Source organism: Xanthomonas sp. LMG 8993 (assembly GCF_009835065.2).
In the GTDB taxonomy this organism is placed as follows: domain Bacteria; phylum Pseudomonadota; class Gammaproteobacteria; order Xanthomonadales; family Xanthomonadaceae; genus Xanthomonas; species Xanthomonas arboricola.
Window position 1 is genome coordinate 423066 of record NZ_QVIF02000001.1, and the last position, 19364, is coordinate 442429.

The window sequence follows — 19364 nt, forward strand, 5'->3', positions numbered from 1 at the left end:
CGCATCACGGCGCTGCTGGCGCGGCCAACAAGGTGCGTTCGTCCGCCTCACCATTGATCCTTGCGATGATGGTGCCGCGGCCGAACTGGGCCAGCGGTGCCCCCAGCGACCAGCGCATGGTCTGGCCGGGCAGGACATAACCCACCAGCCCGTTCAATGCCGTCCTGGTCGTGCCATCGACCCGATGCTGCAGGTCGGCGACCTGGGCGTGCCCATTGCCGGTGTTGCTGATCTGGATCTGCGCATTGCCGTCGCTGCCGGCAATCACCTGCGTGCTCAAGGTCGGGGTGGATTCGGTCTTGCCCGGCGGCAGCAGGAAGATCGGCACCGAGTAGCGCAACACGAACTGCATGCCCTTGCGATCCGCATCGGCGTTGGGCAATTCGTCGACGATGATGCGGTAGCAGGCTTCCTCGCCGGTCGGCGCAGGCCCGGCGCGAATCACCCGAATCAGCTGGCGCTCGCCGGCGGCCAGCGTGCGCATCGGCGGGCTGACCAGCAGTTCCTGGGTCGGGTCGAGTTGATCCTTGCCGTCACGCTGGGTCCAGCGATAGGCGCGGGTCTGGACCTGCACCGGCGCGCTGCCGCTGTTGCTCAACCAGAGCCCGTCGGCGGACTGCTGTGCGCTCAGCGTCAGCGAGGTCGGCGCCAGCTGCAGGCTGGCCGCATGGGCCGGCTGCAACGGCACGCCGCTGCCAAGCGCCAGCGTCAGGCTCAATCCGGCCGTGACCAGCCAGGCCGGCATCCGGTACGACAGGCGGTGGTGCAATGGCATGCGCGCGCTCAGTAGACGATCGTGGCGGTGATGGTGTCTTGGTAGGTACCGGTCGCGGGATTGTTGGCCGACGGGTTGGTCACGCGGCCGTAGACCGGATAGACCTGGTTGATGCCGGTGGCGGTGCGGCTCAGCGTATTGGTGCCGGTGGTGCTGCCCCATACCGTGCTGCGGCCCAGATCCTGGTACAGCTGGTAGGCGATGAAGTTGTTGGTGGTGACCAGCGCATCGGTGTTCTTCATGCGGCGGGTGGTGACGTCGTTGGCGGTGCCGGCATTGCTGCCCGCGCTCAACGCAATGTTGTACGGCGTCAGTGCGGTGCATTGCGCGGTCACGCTGCCGTTGGCGTCGGCATTGGCGGTGGAGGTGGACAACACCGAGCCGAAGTCGACGTCCGTCGCCGAGGCAGCGGTGATGGTGCAGGCCTTGGTGACGGCGATCTTGACGTTGAATGTGGTGGTATCTGCTGCGGTGGCAACGCCAATGGTCGAGAGCAGGCCGAGGGACAGCAGGACAGGGCGGACAGTACGCATGGACATTTCCTTGACCGGTCTGGTCATTGGTGACGCGACGACTCGTCGCCCTGCCTCCAATGCATCAGCTGTGCCAAAGATTACCCTGAATGATTTGGCTATCTCGCTGTTTATCCTCAGAGTTTTCCCGAAATTGCGATGTCTCTCGGATGACCCCGTTCATTGAGTTTTTGACGCGCGCGGTAGTGCGTCACACATGAATGCGCGGTACCGCCAGATTCCTGCTGCCCGGTCCGTCTGAGCGCCTGATCGGCTGCGGCATGAAAAACAACCGCGCGGGTCGTTCAGATTCAGCCCGAATCGGCGATAATCGCTGCCATGAGCGTCAATCTGAAAACCAAAGAAGAAATCGAACTGATGCGGGTCGCCGGCCGTCTGGCCGCCGAGGTGCTCGATGTCGTGGCGCCGTACGTGCAGGCGGGCGTGACCACGGCCGAGCTGGACCGCATCTGCCACGACCACATCGTCAACGTGCAGGGCACCATTCCTGCCAACGTCGGCTACCGCGGCTTTCCCAAGAGCGTGTGCACCTCGGTCAACAACGTGATCTGTCACGGCATCCCGAGCGCGGCCAAGGTCCTGAAAGACGGCGACATCGTCAATATCGACGTCACCGTCATCAAGGACGGCTGGCATGGCGACACCAGCCGCATGTATTACGTGGGCACGCCGTCGGTGATGGCCAAGCGGCTGGTGGAAACCACCTACGAGGCGATGTGGCGCGGCATCCGTGCGGTCAAGCCGGGTGCAACGCTGGGCGATGTCGGCCACGCGATCCAGAAATTTGCCGAAGCCGAGCGCTTCAGCGTGGTGCGCGATTACTGCGGCCATGGCATTGGCAAGGTCTACCACGACGAGCCGCAGGTAATGCATTACGGCCGCCCCGGCGAAGGCCTGGTGCTCAAGCCCGGCATGACCTTCACCATCGAGCCGATGATCAACGAAGGCACCTACCACCATAAGACCCTGCCGGACGGCTGGACCGTGGTGACCAAGGACCGCAAGTTGTCCGCGCAGTGGGAACACATGGTCGCGGTGACCGAAGACGGCGTGGATGTGCTGACGCTGTCGCCGAACGCTCCCGCTCCGGTATGACGGCCACGCCGGCGGACCGACCCGACCCGGGTGTCGCCGGCGATGCCGAGTGGGCCGCGCAAGCGCGCCCGCTGCTGGTGCATGCCGACATGCGGCTGTGCAAGCGCTTCGACCAGGGCGAGCCGATCGAGCGCCTGGTGGCCTTGCGCGCCCGCGCGGTCGATCAATTGATGCGCAATGCGTGGACGCGCTGCATTCCGGCCGATGCCGGGCTGTCGTTGCATGCCGTGGGTGGCTATGGGCGCGGCGAACTGTTCCCGCGCTCGGATGTGGATGTGCTGGTGCTGGGCGAGAGCGGCGTGCAGCAACAGCACGAGCAGGCCCTGGCGCGGCTGTTCGCCTTGCTGTGGGATGTGGGCCTGCCGATCAGCCACGCGGTGCGCTCGCCGGCGCAGTGCACCGCCGCGGCGGCCGATCAGACGGTGCTGACCGCCTTGATCGAGTCGCGCCCGCTGGTGGCCGGCAGCCAGGCGCGCGCCGCGCTGGCGGCAGCGATCTCGCCGCAACTGGTGTGGCCGGCGCGCGAATTCTTTCAGGCCAAGCGCGAAGAGCTGCTGGCGCGGCACCAGCGCTTCGGCGATACCGCCGACAATCTGGAGCCGGACATCAAGGACGGCCCCGGCGGCCTGCGCGATCTGCAGACGCTGGGCTGGATGGCGCTGCGCGCGTTCGGGGTCAAGGATCTGGAGGCCCTGGTCGGGCTGGGCCATGTCGGTTTCGACGAGGCCGTAGCGCTGCGGCGCGAGCGCGAGGAGCTGGCGCGCTTGCGCTTCGGCCTGCACCTGGTGGCCAACCGGCCGGAAGAGCGGTTGGGGTTCGATTACCAGAAGACGCTTGCCGAGCGGCTGGGCTTTGCCGACGACCCGGAAAGCCTGGGCGTGGAAAAGATGATGCAGCGCTTCTACCGCAGCGCTGCATTGATCCGCCGCATCAGCGACCGCTTGCTGCAGCGTTTCGAAGAACAGTTCGACGGCGAGGCGGTGCCGGAGCCGCTCGGGGAGGGCTTCAGTCTGCGCCGCGGCTATCTGGCTGCGGATGCAGAGGACTGGCCGGGCGGCGACGTGCTGCAGGTCTTTGCGCTGTTCGCGCAATGGGCGGCGCATCGCGAGGTACGCGGGCTGCATTCGCTGACGGCGCGCGCGCTGGCCGAGGTGCTGCGCGAGTTGCCGGCCTACGACGTCGCCGATGCGACCGCGCGCGACCGCTTCATGGCGCTGCTGCGCGGCCCGCGGGCGGTGGAGTCGCTCAACCGCATGGCGCGTTTGGGCGTGCTGGGCCAGTGGATTCCGGCATTCGCCAGCGTGTCCGGGCGCATGCAGTTCGACCTGTTCCATGTCTACACGGTGGACCAGCACACCTTGATGGTGCTGCGGAACATCTCGCTGTTTGCCGCCGGTCGCGCCGACGAGCGTTTTTCGATCACCCATGAAGTCTGGCCGCGCCTGCGCAAGCCGGAATTGCTGCTGCTGGCCGGCCTGTTTCACGACATCGCCAAGGGCCGCGGCGGTGATCACTCCGAGCTGGGCGCGGTGGATGCGCGCGCGTTCTGCCAGGCGCACCGGCTCAGCGAAGGCGATACCGCGCTGGTGGCCTGGCTGGTCGAGCAGCATCTGCGCATGTCGGTGACCGCGCAGAAGCAGGACATCTCCGACCCGGAGGTGATCCACCGTTTCGCCACCCTGGTCGGCACGCGCGAGCGCCTGGATTACCTGTACCTGCTGACCTGCGCCGATATCGCCGGCACCAGCCCCAAGCTGTGGAACGCGTGGAAGGACCGGCTGCTGGCCGACCTGTATTTCGCCGCGCGGCGCGCACTGCGCGAGGGCCTGGAGCATCCGCCGCCGCGCGAAGAGCGCCTGCGCGAAGCGCGCGAGTCCGCCCGCGCGCTGATGCAGGCGCAGGGCCACGACGATGCCACCATCGACCGCCAGTTCGCCGGCATGCCGGATGAAAACTTCCTGCGCTTCCGTCCCGAGCAACTGGCCTGGCAGGCGGTGTCGCTGATCGAGGTGCAGATCGGCCAGACCCTGGTCAAGGCGCGGCGCGCGGTACCGGACAACGACGCGCTGGAAGTGTTCGTGTATTCGCCCGATCGCGATGGGTTGTTCTCCGCGATCGTCGCCACGCTGGATCGCAAGGGGTATGGCATCCATCGCGCCCGCGTGCTGGATGCGCCGCACGATGCGATCTTCGACGTGTTCGAGGTGCTGCCGCAGGACAGTTCCGCCGATGGCGACCCGCAGCGCCTGGCCGCGGCCTTGCGCCAGGTGCTGGCCGGCGACCTGCACAAGGTGCGTCCCTCGCGGCGTGCGGTGCCGCGCCAGCTGCGCCACTTCCGCTTTGCGCCGCGCGTGGAGTTCAGCGAAAGCGCCGGTGGCCGCCGCACCCGCATCAGTCTGGTTGCGCCCGATCGCCCAGGCTTGCTGGCCGATGTGGCCAATGTGCTGCGCCTGCAACACCTGCGTGTGCACGATGCGCGCATCGCCACCTTCGGCGAGCGCGCCGAAGACCAGTTCCAGATCACCGACGAGCACGACCGCCCGTTGCCCGAATCCGCCCGGCAGGCGCTGCGCGATGCGCTGTGCGCCTGCCTCGATCCCACCTGAGTAGTCCGTTCGGAGACCCCCCATGGCCACCAGCAAGAAGACCGCGCGCAAGCAGGGCGCGACCCCCACCGGCGCAGCGCCCAAGCGCGCGCCGAGCAAGAGCGGCAAGGCGCCCCAGGCGCCGGCCGTCGACAAGCGCAAGGCCACCACGGCGGCTGCCAAGCCCGTGGCCGCTAGCAAAAGCGTTACCAAGCAGGTCACCAGGAAAAGCGCCACCAAGCCGGCGACCAGTGCGGCCCCGCGTGTGGCCAAGCAGCCGGCCAGCGTGGTGTCCGCACCGGCTGCCAAGAAGGCTGCAGCCGCGAAGAAACTGCCGATCGCCGAAAAGGCGGTGCGCGGCGCTGCAACGCCGGTGGGTGCTGACGAACTCAAGTTCGGCATCGAAAGTGCATTCGAGCGCCGCGCCAGCCTGACCGTCGACGAGATCGACGGCTCCACCCGTGCCATCGTCACCCGCGTCATCGACGGCCTGGAAAGCGGCGAGTTCCGCGTCGCCGAGCCGGACGGGCAGGGCGGCTGGAGCGTCAACGAGTGGTTGAAGAAGGCCGTACTGCTGTATTTCCGCGTCAACGAGATGGCCGTGATCGACGCGCAGCCGGCACCGTTCTGGGACAAGGTGGAGTCGCGTTTTGCCGGCTTCGGCGAAGCCGAGTTCCGCAAGGCCGGCGTGCGCGTGGTGCCGGGTGCGGTGGCGCGGCGCGGCAGCTATTTCGGCAAGGACGTGGTGCTGATGCCGAGCTTCACCAATATCGGCGCGTATGTGGGCGAAGGCACCATGGTCGATACCTGGGCCACGGTGGGGTCGTGTGCGCAGATCGGCGCGCACTGCCATCTGTCCGGCGGCGCCGGCATCGGCGGCGTGCTCGAACCGCTGCAGGCCAGCCCGACCATCATCGAGGATCATTGCTTCATCGGTGCGCGGTCGGAAGTGGTCGAAGGCGTGGTCATCGGGCACCACAGCGTGATCGGCATGGGCGTGTTCATCGGCCAGAGCACGCGCATCTACAACCGCGCCACCGGCGAGATTTCCTACGGCTACGTGCCGCCTTACAGCGTGGTGGTGTCCGGCCAGCTGCCGTCGAAAGATGGCTCGCACTCGCTGTATTGCGCGGTGATCGTCAAGCAGGTGGATGCCAAGACGCGCAGCAAGACCAGCGTCAACGAGTTGCTGCGCGGCCTGGCCGATTGAGCACTGCGCAGCCTGCACGCGGCACCATGCTGTCGCGGCCGCTCAGTGGCTGGGTGCGTTGGGGCATCCCGGCCCTGTGGTTGGGATGGGTGGCGCTCTACGTGGCCGGCTCGCTGTTGCGCGATGGCGTGCCGCAGCAGCTGGAGGTCCTGCGTTGGCTGGCGCCTGCGCTGGTGGTGCTGATGACCCTGCGTCTGGCATGGGCATCCAGCCGCTGGGCGCAGGTCCGCGATGCGGGCGATGCGCTGGAGATCGTGCAGCAGGGACGATCGCAGCGTGTGGACCTGGCCGAGCTGCGCTCGGTCGATGCCGCATGGCTGATCCCGCCGCGGCGGATGGCGCTGAAATTCCACGGCACACGTGCCGATGTGGTGTTCCTGCCCGCCCATGGGCAGGAACACGATCAACTGGTAACCACCCTGTTGGCGCGTGCAAGCGCGCGCCGCGGAGTCGAAAAGGCGACGACATGACCACGCTCTACGGATTGAAGAACTGCGACACCTGCAAGAAGGCGACCAAGTGGCTGGACCGCTTCGGCGTGGCCTACAGCTTCGTCGACTACCGCGAGCACACGCCCGCGCCGGAGACGTTGCTGGATTGGGCCGGCAAGGCCGGCGGATTCGAGGCCTTGATCAACAAGTCCTCGACCACCTGGCGCCAGTTGCCCGACAACAAGAAGACGCCGGGTTCGGACGCCGAATGGAAGCTGCTGCTGCGCGAATACCCGCAATTGATCCGCCGCCCGGTGGTGGTGAGCGACGATGGCGCGCTCAGCCAGGGCTTCTCCGACAACGGGTTCAAGGCACGCTTCAACATCGCCTGATGGTGCCACCGCGTCATCGGTCCGTACAGGCCTGTGCGGGGCGGGGGCGTGGACGGCAGGCGACCTGCTGATGCCCGCGGCCCAGCTGCATCTTTTATAGGAAGGACGAGCATGACCAGCGACGTACTGCAACTGACCTGTGAGCTGATCGCACGTGCCTCGGTGACACCGGACGACGCCGGCTGCCAGGTGCTGCTCGCGCAACGCCTGGAGGCTGCCGGATTCGCTTGCGAGCATCTGCGCCTGGGCCAGGTCGACAATCTGTGGGCCACGCATGGCAGCGGTGCGCCGGTGCTGGTGCTGCTTGGCCACACCGATGTGGTGCCGCCGGGGCCGCGCGAGGCCTGGACCAGCGATCCGTTCGATCCGCAGATCCGCGATGGTGTGCTGTACGGACGCGGCACGGCCGACATGAAGGGCAGCGTGGCCGCCTTCGCGATCGCTGCCGAACAGTTCGTCGCCGCCCATCCGCAGCATGCCGGCACGCTGGCGGTGTTGCTGACCTCCGATGAAGAAGGCGATGCCATCGACGGCGTGCGACGCGTGGCCGAGCTGTTCCGTGCGCGCGGGCAGGCGATCGACTGGTGCATCACCGGCGAGCCGTCGTCCACCGAACGGCTGGGCGACCTGCTGCGCGTGGGCCGCCGCGGCAGTCTGTCCGGCACGCTGACGGTGAAAGGCGTGCAGGGGCACGTGGCGTATCCGCATAAGGCGCGCAATCCGATCCATCTGGCCGCGCCGGCCTTGGCCGAGCTGGTGGCGCGGCAGTGGGACGAGGGTTTCGAGAGTTTTCCGCCGACCAGCCTGCAGGTGTCGAACATCCATGCCGGCACCGGCGCCAATAACGTGATTCCGGGCGAGCTGCAGGTGGCCTTCAATCTGCGCTACACCCCGCTGTGGGATGCGCCGCGGCTGGAAGCGGAAATCACCGCATTGCTGGATCGCCACGGGCTGGACTATGCGCTGCGCTGGCATCGCAGCGGCGAGCCGTTCTACACACCGGAAGGCCGCCTGCGCAGCGTCGCACGCGAGGTATTGGGGCAGTTTGCCGGCGCACCGCCGGAAGAAAGCACCGGCGGCGGCACCTCCGATGCGCGCTTCATCGCGCCGCTGGGCGCGCAATGCATCGAGGTCGGCCCGGTCAACGCCAGCATCCACCAGGTCGACGAGCATGTGCGCGTGGCCGATCTGGAAGCGCTGCCGGCGTTGTACCGCACGCTGATCGAACGCCTGCTGGTCTGAGTTGCCAGGACATGCCCATGCCACGCGCTGGTTTACACACTACGCAGCCAGCGCACGGCATGCGTTCAGCTGCGGCATGCCGATGCTGCTGCGCGACGCGGGCATCGCCAAGCTGCACTAAGATCTTTGGGATTGCAGCAGCATCGCGCTTGCATTGCATTGCATTGCATTGCATTGCATTGCTAGGTGGCATGGACGCACAAGGCTCGGGGGGCTAGTCGAACGTCCAGAACGGCGGTTTGATCGCCTCGCGCCAATGCGATTCGTCCGCGATATAGAACGTCTGTGCGGACGCCTTGGCAAACCAGGTTGCCGCCGTCTCCACGTCGCGCGTCACGCCGCTGCTGCCGCGTCCGAGCAGCAGACCAGAGAAATACTGACCATACACATTGCCCTGGTCCGCCGCGCGCCGGTACCAGCGCAGCGCCTCCGTACCATCTCTGTCCACGCCACCCATTCCTTTTTCATGGAGTGCGCCAAGATCGACCTGCGCCTCGGCATCGCCGTTACGGGCGCGGCGCTGGATGTCGCGTACCAGCGGGTGCAATGCACCTTCACTTGGCGCGATGGCGGCGGGAAGCCCCGACGATCCTGATGCGGAGCGCTCATAGATCGTCGCGCGCAGATCCCAGCGCAACGCCGCAGCCGCCTCCCCACGGTCGCGGTGAAACTTGGCGAGCTCGGCGATGGCATACGGGTTTCCATGCATGGCCGCTGCCAGGTACCAGTGCTCGCCCTTGCGCGGCGACGCACGTAATGCGACGCGTTGGTCGATGTACGGGCTGTCGGGATGGAAGAGCGTCCCGCTTGCCCAGATCCGTCCCAGCGCCAGTTCGGCGCGGGTGTTGCGGAACGTCCACGGGGCGATCGCAGCGGCACGTTCGTACCAGTGGATGGCGCGCGGGTCGTTGCGTGCCTCCAGGCGTTCGGCCGCATTCCACGCGCTGTCGAAACTGCCATCGGCCGCGTGTTGTTCCAGCTGCTGCAGATAGACTGGATCGGTGCGTGGAGGGGCGCTGCTGCAGGCCTGCAGCAACACTGCAAGCAACAGGGCCAGGGGCGGCATGCGTCCGATGCGTGGGGTCATTCCATTACTGCCGATTGTTGGGGCGGTCATTATCCTCGCAATACGCCGGTGCGACCGCGGCGTGGTCTGCGATGCCGGGCTTGGTTGCCATCGCAACAGTTGCGCCGCCATCGAAAGCGGGATACGGTCGAGTCATGTCATCGCTCCTGCCCAACCTCGTCAATAACGCCAACCGCAACAATCTGCGCGCGAACAATCGTGCGCGGCCGATGCGGGTCTGCGACTAGGCGAAGTAAAACCAAACGCCCAGGAATCAGAAAACCCGCATCGGCCGATGCGGGTTTTTTTATGGGTGTCATTCTCGTGCAGCACGCTCTTCCACCGGCCGCCAACCCCCGCAGTTTCATCCAGGAGTGTTTCCATGTGTTCCATCTTCGGTATTTTCGGCCTGCAACCCGGTGACGATCTGCAGGTATTGCGCCGGCAGGCGCTGGAATGTTCGCAGCGGCAGCGTCACCGCGGCCCGGACTGGAGCGGCGTGTATGTCGACGCCGGTGCGATCCTGGTGCACGAGCGGCTGGCCATCGTCGACCCGGCTGGCGGCTCGCAGCCCTTGTTGTCAGAAGATGGCGCGCTTGCGCTCGCGGTGAATGGCGAGATCTACAACCATCGCGAGCTCAAGCAGGAGCTGGTGCAGCCATACGCCTTCCAGACCGGCTCCGATTGCGAGGTGATCAACGCGCTGTACCGCGAGGATGCGCCAGCCTCCTACCTCAACCGCCTCAACGGCATCTTTGCGTTCGCGCTATGGGACAAGGCGGCCGGGCGGGTGATCATCGCGCGCGACCCGATCGGCGTGGTGCCGCTGTACTGGGGCCATGATCGTGAAGGCCGCTTGCGGGTGGCTTCCGAACTGAAATCGCTGGTGGATGATTGCGCCGATGCGGCGCAGTTCCCGCCCGGCCATTGGTACGACAGCGCCACCGGCGCACTGAGTCGCTATTACGAGCGCTCCTGGCGCGAATACGCCGAGGTGGAAGGCGTGCAGGTGCAGTTGCAGGAATTGCGTGAGGCCTTCGAGCGTGCGGTGCACCGTCAGTTGATGACCGATGTGCCGTACGGCGTGCTGCTGTCCGGCGGACTGGATTCGTCGCTGGTCGCCGCGGTGGCCGCACGCTATGCACGTCATCGCATCGAGGAGAACGACACCACCGAAGCCTGGTGGCCGCGCCTGCATTCTTTCGCAATCGGCTTGAAAGGCTCGCCGGACTTGGCCGCCGCCGAAGTCGCCGCCGCCGCACTGGGCACCGTGCATCACGGCTTCGAGTACAGCTTCGAGGAGGGCCTGGATGCGCTGCCCGAGGTCATCCGCCATATCGAGACCTATGACGTCACCACCATTCGCGCCTCCACGCCGATGTTCCTGCTGGCGCGGCGCATCAAGGCGATGGGCGTGAAGATGGTGCTGTCGGGCGAAGGCAGCGATGAAATCTTCGGCGGCTATCTGTATTTCCACAAGGCACCCAACGCACGCGAATTCCATGAGGAACTGGTACGCAAACTGGATGCACTCAACAACTACGATTGCCTGCGCGCCAACAAGTCGATGATGGCCTGGGGCGTGGAGCCACGCGTGCCGTTCCTGGATCGCGAGTTCCTTGACGTGGCCATGCGCATGGACGCCAGCTTCAAGATGATCGACAAGACCAGCAGCGGCGCTGCGCGGATGGAAAAGGGCGTGTTGCGCGAAGCGTTTGCCGGCTATCTGCCCGAATCGATCCTGTGGCGGCAGAAAGAGCAGTTCAGCGATGGCGTGGGCTATGGCTGGATCGATGGGCTCAAGGCGCATGCCGCCGCGCATGTCAGCGACCGCGAACTGGCCGCCGCCTCCAAGCGCTTTCCGGTCAATCCGCCGCAGACCAAGGAAGCCTATTTCTATCGCACGCTGTTCGAACAGTTCTTCCCCAGCCAGGCGGCTGCGGAGACGGTGCCGGGCGGCAAGTCGATCGCGTGTTCGTCGCCGACTGCGATCGCCTGGGATGCCAGCTTCGCCGCGATGGCCGACCCGTCCGGCCGTGCGATTGCCGGCGTGCACGAGCAGGCCTTGGCGTCATAACGCTGCTGCATCGGAGTTGAAACTCCAGCGGCCCGCATGCGCTCACGCGCTGCCGGCCGCGGTGGCGATTACTCGTGGCGCACGCAGTATCCGTAGCGCTGCGGCTCGATATCCACGCCTGCCACGTCGGCCTGGTTGTTGCGCCACAGGTTCGGCTTGAAGTCGGCCGCCGTGCAGTTGGCAGCGCGGTCCACACCGATGGTGTAGGTGAACGGCGTATTGGAGAAGCGGTTGTTCTCGAACACGTTGTCCTGGCTCATGCTGTTGTCCCAGCACAGGATTTCCGGTGTGCGATAGCGGATGGCGCAGGCCAGGAACACGCCGGCGACCTTGTTGCCGTCGAACTGATTGTTGCTGAAGCGGTTGCGGCGCGCGTCGGACAGATAGATGCCCTGGCTGCCGTTGCGCTCGAAGCGGTTGTTGCGGATCTCGCTGTCTTCCAGATGCTCGGTGGTCAGGCCTGCAGCCACGTTGTCGTGGATGTAGTTGTTGACCATGGTGACCTTGGCGGTGCGGTTGAACGACACGCCGTCCCAGATCGCGCCGGACACATCGTTGTTTTCGATGGTGATCTCGCGGGTGTCGTACTCGCTCAGCAGGCAGGCACTGCGGCACTTGTTGACCTGCAGGCCGGCCAGCCGGATGCCCTGGCCGGAACGCACCACCACCGCGCTATTGCTCAGGTACGGACGCTCGGGCATGAATTCCTTGTCGCCGGTGCTGGCGACGATCTGCATGTCTTCGATGCTGACATTGCGGATCACGCCGGTCGGCTGCTGGTTTTCGTAGTCGCCGACCACCAGCGCCGGTTGCTGCACGCCATCAGCCATGCGCAGTACCGTGGTCGGGCCCTTGCCGCGCAAGACGAGATTGCCGCGGTGGATCGAGACCAGGCCGTTGAGCGGAAATTCGCCTTTTTCCAGGCACAGCACCGCAGGTGCATCACCTTGCGGGAGCTTGTCGATGGCTTTCTGCAGATCCTGCCCGGGGCGCAGCTTGGCGGTACAGGCGGCGACCGGCGCATCCGGTGGGCCGGATTTGGCGGGCGGCGCTGCCGAGCAGGCAGTGGCAACGAGCAGGGGCAACAGGGCGGAAACGGAGCGGGCAAGCTGAGGCATGCGGATTCCGGTCAGTGGGGGGAGGAGGGCGATCGTGCGCAAACACGCTGCAGATCGCGACGGCCTCTAGTGTGTCCCACCGGACGTTAAAGTCTGGCTGATTCCGGCCTGCCTGATTCGGCGCAGGTTCATTGCACGGCCGTGGTCGAGGTCGCAACTGTGCGTGCAGCGGCCGCTTTGGCCGACCAGCGTCACAGTTGCAGCATCGCCCAAGGCCCGGGCAGGCGCCTGTTCGCCCCGCTTAAAAGCTGTAGGCCAGCTGCGCGTAGATACGGCGCGGTTCGCCAGGAAAGTGCCCGGTGCGTTCGGTGAACCCGCTGGCGGCGTAGACCTTGTCGAACAGGTTCTTGACGTTGACCTGCAGTTTCCAGGCTTCCCATTGCGTCTGCCAGCTGATGTCGAAGATGGCGTACGGCTTGACGCGCTGGCCTTCCAGGCTGACCCGCTCGCCCACGTAGTCGGCACCGAAGGCAATTGCCGAGTTCCAGGCCGGCAGGTCGTAGCGCGTCCACAGACCGAAGGTGTTGCGCGGTGCATTGGCGAAGCGGTCGCCGGACGCATTGGTGATGCCGTTGGTGCCCGCATCAAGCACGCGTGCATCGTTGTAGGCGTACGTCAGGTTGAGCACCCAGCGTTCGGTGAGGTCGGCCAGCAGATCCACTTCCAGGCCCTCGCTGCGTACCAGGCCGAGCGCGGAGAGCTGATTGACGCCATCGACGATACTGCCGTTGGCCTGCACGATATTGCTGCGTTCGATGCGATACAGCGCGGTGTTGAGCGTCAGCCCGCCATCGTTGAGCGCGGTCTTCAGGCCCACTTCCCACTGTGTGCTGCGCTCGGGATCGAACGGCCCGCCGACGCTGCTGTCCTGATTGGCCGCATCCTGCGGCAGGAAGCCGCTGGCATAACTCGCATACGCGTTGATGCCATCGCGCAGCACGAAGGTGCTGCCCACACGCCAGCTGAGATCGTTGCCGGTGACGCGCGAGCCGTCCAGACGGTTGTCGTCCTTGAAGCCGTCCCAACGCAGTCCGGCCATCGCAAACCAGCGCGGCGTCAGCGTGAGTTCGTCCTGCAGATACGCCCCATAGCGCTGGCTGCGGGTGCTGGTGGCGCGCCAGGGCAGGCTGTCCAGGCCGTAGTCGTAGAAGCCGCTGCGTCCATACACCGGGTTGAACAGGTCGATGCCCTGCACCGGCCCACGCACGCGGCCGGTGTCTGCGGTGTTGGCGGTCTGCGCGCGGAAATCCGCATCCAGCCGATAGTAGTCCGCGCCCATCAGCAGCTTGTGCTCGATCGCGCCGATGCGGGTGCGGAACACCGCATTGACGTTGCTGGAAATCGCATCGTTGTCGCGGAACTGGTTGCGCAGCTGCCGCGTCATCCATTCGGCGGTGCCGTCGCCATCGCGGTCGATCAGACCCATCGGCTCGTGATAGATCTGATGCTCGTCGTTCTTGAACCAGCGCATCGCCATGTCCACATCCCATGCATCCGACGGCGCAAAGCGGTACTGCGCGAACGCCACCTTGGCGCGCATGTCGAGGAAATCGGTGGGCTCGTTGTGGTTCCAGCGACGGTCGGTGAGGAAGTTGCCGTCGTCGTCCACCGGCACGCCGCGCAGGCGATTGCCGCCCAGGTTCTGGGTGATGTCGGTGTACTGCAGCGTGAGCTCGCCGGTCTGGCCGATGTCGAACGCCACCGACGCATCGCCGATCTGGCTCTGGCTATCGGTGTTGCGGCGAAAGCCATCCTCGCCATCGGCATAGGCGCCAACGCGGTAGCGAATGCGCCCGTCTTCGCGTGCCGGCCCGGTGGCCTCGAACGAGGCCGCCCCGAAGGATTGATTGCCCACCTGCAGCTCCACCCGACGCGCGGCCTGATGGCCGGGCTTGCGGGTGACGTAATTGATGACGCCACCGGGTTCGCCGCCGCCGTACAACGCACCGGCCGGGCCCTTGAGCACTTCCACGCGTTCGATATTGAACAGCTGCGGCACCGAGAAGCCGGCATACGGATCGCCACGCAATCCGTCGTAGAGCACGTTTTCCTGGCGGAATCCGCGCAGGGTGACGCCGGCATAGCTGAAGAAACTGATGCCGCTGATGCTGCGATACAGGTCGGTGATCTGGCGCGCGGCCTGGTCGTCGATCAGTTCGCGCGGCAGCACCTGCACCGACTGCGGCACCAGCGACAACGGCGTATCGGTGCGTGTGGCCACCGCGGCGTCGTCGGATTTGTACAACGTCTGCGCACGGCCGACGACGTCGACGCCATCGAGGTCGGTGACGGTTGCCGAGGTGCTGGTGTGTTGTTGGGCGAAGGCGCAGGGCGAAGGTAACGCCAAGACAGCGGCGAGCGCGGTGACAAGGAGCGTGGGGCGCATTGGTCACTAATGGGAATGGTTATCAAATGCATCTTAGCATGTTGTGCTCGCTTGATTGGGCAGATCGGTAGGCGGGCGTGGCTGCGGGTACTTGGGTATCCAGATGTGCGAGGTGCGAGGTGCGATCGGCAGAACGCAGACACCGATTTTGCGTTCGTCCAGCCCCAACGACGGTCGAAACCTGTGTCGACGCTCGAGACAGCAATGACCACGCCTATTTCGGCTGCAATTGCAGCGTGTAGCGGGTCGCGGTCGGCAGGAACGGGGTCGGCCGGCCGTGTACCCAATCGTCGTGGCCTGCGCCCCAGAACGGCGACAAGGGGTGTCCGCTCTGGCCGCCCGGCATGTGCACGATGCCGTCCTGTTCGTGGCCGGGCGACACCACCATGCGTTCGGAGGCGCCGAAGGCCGGGCCTTGCACGCGCGGCATGTCGCGATCGCCTGGCAGTTGGTCGGGCGGCATGCACAGCCAGCGCTTGGCGAGCGCAGGCAATGCGCGCGCGATCGGGTGACAGATGGCAGCGGTGTTGCGTTCGCCCCAGGTGCGTTCGCTCAAGGCGCCGTCCTGCGCAGCGAGATCGGTCTGCGCATTGCGTGCAGCCTCGGCAAGCAGCTGATCCCAGTTTGCGTAGGCGGGCGGCAGCAGATGCGCCGGCCGCTGCTGCAGCAACGGCCAGACGATGCCTTCCAGCTGGGCGCGACGCGGCGGCAGGAAGTCCTTGCCGAGCGCGGCTTTTGCCGGCGCCAGCAGGCCGGCTTCCACTGCATCGATGGTCATGCCGCGAAAGCCGCGCACGATGCGGTAGCTGGTCGAGCGGGTGGATGCGTGCCCGTCCCACTGCCGGGTGGCGGCTTCGATCTGCTGCAAGGCCGGGTCCTTGCTGTGCTCGACCACGCTGCGCAACAACTGCCACCACCGCGTGAGCAGCACGGCGCGATCGTCGAGCTGGATGGCGAGCAGGTCCAGCTCGTTGAAACGTTGCCTGGCGAACAAGTCGTCGCGGATCTGCTGCGCACGCGCACCCAGGTCGTAGCCGGCATTGCCGAGCGTGGCCAACTGCTGCGCATCGACGACGCGGCTGTTGGCGGTCCAGAGCCGGTGCGAGGGAGGATCGATCAGGGCGGGGGCAGCGTCGCTGCGCACCGGCCAGGGCAGGCAGCCGCCCTGCGCCGATGCCGCCGTTGCCGCAACCGAAGGCGATGCCGCGTCCGCACCCTGCGCCGAGCTTGCCAGTTCGGCGATGCCGCCCGGGCCACAGCCGGCATTGCGCACCGGGCGCGCACCGATCAACCGCCAGGCGATACGCCCGCTGCGATCGGCCAGCAACAGGTTCTGTGCCGGAATGCCCGAGCGATCGGCCACTGCAAAGGCGGCCTGCACATCGGCCGCCGTACTCATCTGCGCAAAGTCCAGCCGGATCGCGCCGGGCAGCTGCGCAGCCCAGCGCAGTGCGAGCAGGCTGCCATCGGCGTTGTCGTGCAGGACCGGGCCCCAGGCGCTCTCGCGCACCGCAAAACGCACCGGCGCGGCGCCGGCCACGCGAATGGTCTCGACATGGGTGGTGAGCGCTTGCGGATGACCCGGCGTGGCCGGCGCAATCCGCGCAAAGTCGGCGGTGTCGATGTAGCTGTTGGTAAAGGCCCAGGCCACATGCCCGTTGCTGCCGACCACCACCGCCGGCAAGCCGGGCAGGGTGAAACCGGTGACGTCCACCTTGCCGTCGGGCGCACTGGTGTCCGGGTAACGCAGGCGTGCGCGGAACCAGATGTTGGGCGCGCGCATGCCCAGGTGCATGTCGTCGGCGACGATGGCGCGGCCGTCGCTGGTGAGGCTGCCGTCCACGGCGAAGTTGTTGCTGCCCGGCGTCGGCGGCTCGGCGCCTGCGGTGGCGGCTGCATGCGGCAGGCGGCGCAGATCCAGCGTGGCGGCGTCGGGCAGCACGGCGTCGCCTTGCGCGGGGCCGAACAGCGGCGCATCCCAGCTGGAGCCTTGATGGTCGAGCAATGCCGCCAGCGCCGCCGGCACCACCGCACGGATGCGGGCGGCAGCCAGTTCGGTCTGGTTGTCGTTGTCCTGCAGGTCGGCATACATCGCCATGCCGGTGAGGATGGAGTCGTCCAGCGTCCACGCGCGCGGTGTCTGCCGCAGCAACAGGTACGGCCAAGGGCGCACGCGCAGTGCAGCCAGCCCGGCATTGACGCCCTCGGTATAGGCCAGCAGCGCGGCGCGCTGGCTGCCGGCGGCGACATCCAGGCTGGCATGCACGCGGGCGCGCAGCCGGTGCACGCGATTGCGTTTGTCCAGGTCCAGCGCTGCGGCGCCGAACAGCTCGGACAACTCGCCGGCCGGTGCGCGGCGCATCAGGTCCATCTCGAAGTAGCGCTCCTGCGCGTGCACATAGCCGAGTGCGCGCATGGCATCGACCTGGCTGGCCGCATCGATGGTGACCACACCACGCCGGTCGCGTTGCACGCTGACCGGTGCCGCCAGGCCCTGCAATGCGCTGTTGCCATCCAGCTGCGGCAGGCTGCCACGCATCAGCAGATACACGGCCAGCACGGCCGCCACGATCAACACCACGATTGCCAGCAGCAGCCGGCCCAGCCATTTGCGCATTGTCGAGTCCTTGAGTTCGGTCACAGTGTGGTGGCCGGTCATGACCGTGGCGGGTCCGGCCGCAAGCGCAACTGAAAGTGATTCCGATTAGATCATTGCGCTGCGGCTTAGGGCACCATGCGCGCATTGCGTCGCTGGAGCACATCATGAAAGGCCATCCCGAAGTCGTCGACTACCTCAAGCAGCTGCTGCGCGGCGAACTGGCGGCACGCGACCAGTATTTCCTGCACTCGCGCCGTTACGAGGACCAGGGCCTGATGGCGCTGTACGAGCGCATCAACCACGAAATGGAAGAGGAGACCGAGCACGCCGATGCGCTGCTGCGGCGCATCCTGTTCCTGGAAGGCGACCCGGACATGCGGCCGGCCGAGTTTGCGCCAGGCAAGACCGTGGTGGAGATGCTCGAGCGCGACCTGGTCGTGGAATACGAAGTGCGCGCCAATCTCGCCGCTGGCATGAAGCTGTGCGAAGAGCACGGCGATTACGTCAGCCGCGACATCCTGCTCAAGCAGCTGCAGGACACCGAAGAAGACCACGCCTGGTGGCTAGAGCAGCAGCTTGGCCTGATCAAGCGGATCGGCCTGGAGCTGTATCAGACCTCGAAGATCGACAAGGGCCACGTCGCCGGCTGAGCCCGGTGACTGGGCACTGCGCAGCCGCCGAGCAGGCGCAGTGCAGGGTTGCAATCGGCAGGTGCCGCCCGGTGCGTTGCCTTGCTGCGTGGTCTGCGTCAGCTGCCGGCGGTCTGCGGCGGTGTTGCTCGCGCATTTCGCTGTTGTGCGAACCATTGCGTGGCGCAACGCCGCGCGGTCCTGATCGGCGCGCGCTGCGCTGCCTGTGCAACGTCTGCTGCGCCGGCGGCAGCGATCGTCGATGACAAAGTTCGCCCGCGACCGTCAGTTGCGTTGCAGACGATAGACGCCGGTCGACAGGGCGGTGACGCCATCGGCACGGAAGCGCGGCTCCTGATCGAGGATGTCGCGGCGTTCCAGTTGCTGCACCTGCCATTGCGTGTCGAACAGTGCGTGCACCGCGGCAGCGTCCACCGAAAACGGCGGCCCGGCCTTTTCGGCCTGCGGGTATTCCAGGGTGATCAACAGCCCGCGGCATCCCGCAGGCAGGCGCGCGTACGTGGTGTGCAGATACTGTTGGCGCAAGCCGGCCGGCAGGGCGATCAATGCGGCGCGGTCGTAGACGGCGCTGCAATCGGCCAGCACGCTTGGCTCCAGTGCAAACGCGTCGCCGCAGATGATTTCGATCGGGCCGGCGATAAAGTGCTCGCCCGCGCGGCTGCTGTGGCGCTGCGGTTGCAGGCCGGCATCAGCGAAGAATTGCGTCACCGCCAGCGGCGATATCTCCACGCCCAGCACGCGATGGCCTTGTGCGGCCAACCAGTGCAGGTCCAGCGTCTTGCCGCATAACGGCACCAGCACGCGGGCAGCCTGCGGCAGCTGCAACCCCGGCCAGTGCTTTTGCAGCAACGGCATCACCTGGTCCTGATGGAAGCCGGTCTGACCGTTCTGCCAACGTTGCAGCCAGAAATCTGTGTCCATGATGTTGTCTTGTTGGTTTGCGTTGGCGAGTGCCGTGATGCAGCCAATGGCACTCACACTGCAGATCGAAAGGAAGCGATCACACCACACCGCCGCGCGCCATGCACTGCGCACAACCACGCACGCCGCGCTCACAACCACCCATACCGACCATCTCGACCGGTCCTTGTCCGCCCACCGTCGCGGGACCTTACGCGGCATGGATGCCGCGTAAGAGCCTACAGGGATGTACTTGCGGCGTGTCCTGCGATGGTGGGCGGACAAGGGCCCTGCAGCAAGGCCGC

15 protein-coding genes are annotated in these 19364 nt (G+C 66.3%); 8 read left to right on the top strand and 7 right to left on the bottom strand.

Annotated features, from left to right (window positions below):
* Positions 1-4: 4 nt before the first annotated feature.
* A complete protein-coding gene (locus tag DYQ94_RS01765; RefSeq protein ID WP_126965532.1) occupies positions 5-775 on the bottom strand; it encodes a fimbrial biogenesis chaperone in 771 nt (256 codons plus the stop codon).
* Positions 776-783: 8 nt separating this feature from the next.
* A complete protein-coding gene (locus DYQ94_RS01770; protein ID WP_039530071.1) occupies positions 784-1308 on the bottom strand; it encodes a Csu type fimbrial protein in 525 nt (174 codons plus the stop codon).
* Between the two features lie 318 nt (positions 1309-1626).
* Here DYQ94_RS01770 and map point away from each other — a divergent pair, with 318 nt between their 5' ends.
* The 6 genes from map (at position 1627) to dapE (ending at position 8263) form a co-directional block, all read left to right on the top strand.
* Positions 1627-2403, top strand: coding sequence for a type I methionyl aminopeptidase (gene map / locus DYQ94_RS01775; RefSeq protein ID WP_039520326.1), 777 nt, complete (start codon positions 1627-1629; stop codon positions 2401-2403).
* Entirely contained in the window at positions 2400-5009 is a 2610-nt protein-coding gene (locus tag DYQ94_RS01780) for a [protein-PII] uridylyltransferase (RefSeq protein WP_126965533.1), read from the top strand. Before map ends, DYQ94_RS01780 begins: the two co-directional genes overlap by 4 nt.
* 22 nt (positions 5010-5031) lie before the next feature.
* A complete protein-coding gene (gene dapD, locus DYQ94_RS01785; RefSeq protein WP_160954884.1) occupies positions 5032-6198 on the top strand; it encodes a 2,3,4,5-tetrahydropyridine-2,6-dicarboxylate N-succinyltransferase in 1167 nt (388 codons plus the stop codon).
* On the top strand, positions 6195-6668 hold the full coding sequence (locus DYQ94_RS01790; RefSeq protein WP_160954883.1) for a hypothetical protein: 474 nt from the start codon (positions 6195-6197) through the stop codon (positions 6666-6668). Before dapD ends, DYQ94_RS01790 begins: the two co-directional genes overlap by 4 nt.
* A complete protein-coding gene (locus DYQ94_RS01795; RefSeq protein WP_039528236.1) occupies positions 6665-7021 on the top strand; it encodes an arsenate reductase in 357 nt (118 codons plus the stop codon). Before DYQ94_RS01790 ends, DYQ94_RS01795 begins: the two co-directional genes overlap by 4 nt.
* Before the next feature lie 111 nt (positions 7022-7132).
* Positions 7133-8263 carry a succinyl-diaminopimelate desuccinylase gene (gene dapE / locus DYQ94_RS01800; RefSeq protein ID WP_054591602.1) on the top strand — a complete coding sequence of 377 codons (1131 nt, stop codon included), beginning with the start codon at positions 7133-7135 and terminating at the stop codon, positions 8261-8263.
* A gap of 214 nt (positions 8264-8477) precedes the next feature.
* Here the strand turns inward: dapE and DYQ94_RS01805 are convergent, their stop codons facing one another.
* Positions 8478-9350 (bottom strand): tetratricopeptide repeat protein, encoded by an 873-nt coding sequence (locus DYQ94_RS01805; protein WP_024938897.1) that lies wholly within the window; start codon positions 9348-9350, stop codon positions 8478-8480.
* 361 nt (positions 9351-9711) lie between these two features.
* Between DYQ94_RS01805 and asnB the strand changes: the two genes are divergently transcribed.
* Positions 9712-11406 carry an asparagine synthase B gene (gene asnB / locus DYQ94_RS01810; protein WP_126965537.1) on the top strand — a complete coding sequence of 565 codons (1695 nt, stop codon included), beginning with the start codon at positions 9712-9714 and terminating at the stop codon, positions 11404-11406.
* Positions 11407-11474: 68 nt separating this feature from the next.
* Here asnB and hpaM read toward each other — a convergent pair whose 3' ends face one another.
* The 3 genes from hpaM to DYQ94_RS01825 form a co-directional block, all read right to left on the bottom strand.
* Entirely contained in the window at positions 11475-12524 is a 1050-nt protein-coding gene (gene hpaM / locus DYQ94_RS01815; protein WP_046342179.1) for a type III secretion-associated outer membrane-bound protein HpaM, read from the bottom strand.
* A gap of 241 nt (positions 12525-12765) precedes the next feature.
* On the bottom strand, positions 12766-14910 hold the full coding sequence (locus DYQ94_RS01820) for a TonB-dependent siderophore receptor (protein WP_126965538.1): 2145 nt from the start codon (positions 14908-14910) through the stop codon (positions 12766-12768).
* A gap of 214 nt (positions 14911-15124) precedes the next feature.
* A complete protein-coding gene (locus tag DYQ94_RS01825) occupies positions 15125-17527 on the bottom strand; it encodes a penicillin acylase family protein (RefSeq protein WP_184428988.1) in 2403 nt (800 codons plus the stop codon).
* 146 nt (positions 17528-17673) lie between these two features.
* Here DYQ94_RS01825 and bfr point away from each other — a divergent pair, with 146 nt between their 5' ends.
* Complete coding sequence (bfr, locus tag DYQ94_RS01830) at positions 17674-18159, top strand: bacterioferritin (RefSeq protein ID WP_039511630.1); 486 nt, start codon at positions 17674-17676, stop codon at positions 18157-18159.
* Between the two features lie 264 nt (positions 18160-18423).
* On the opposite strand, the gene DYQ94_RS01835 is transcribed toward bfr, so the two are convergent.
* Positions 18424-19080 carry a thiopurine S-methyltransferase gene (locus DYQ94_RS01835; protein WP_126965540.1) on the bottom strand — a complete coding sequence of 219 codons (657 nt, stop codon included), beginning with the start codon at positions 19078-19080 and terminating at the stop codon, positions 18424-18426.
* Positions 19081-19364 lie beyond the last annotated feature (284 nt).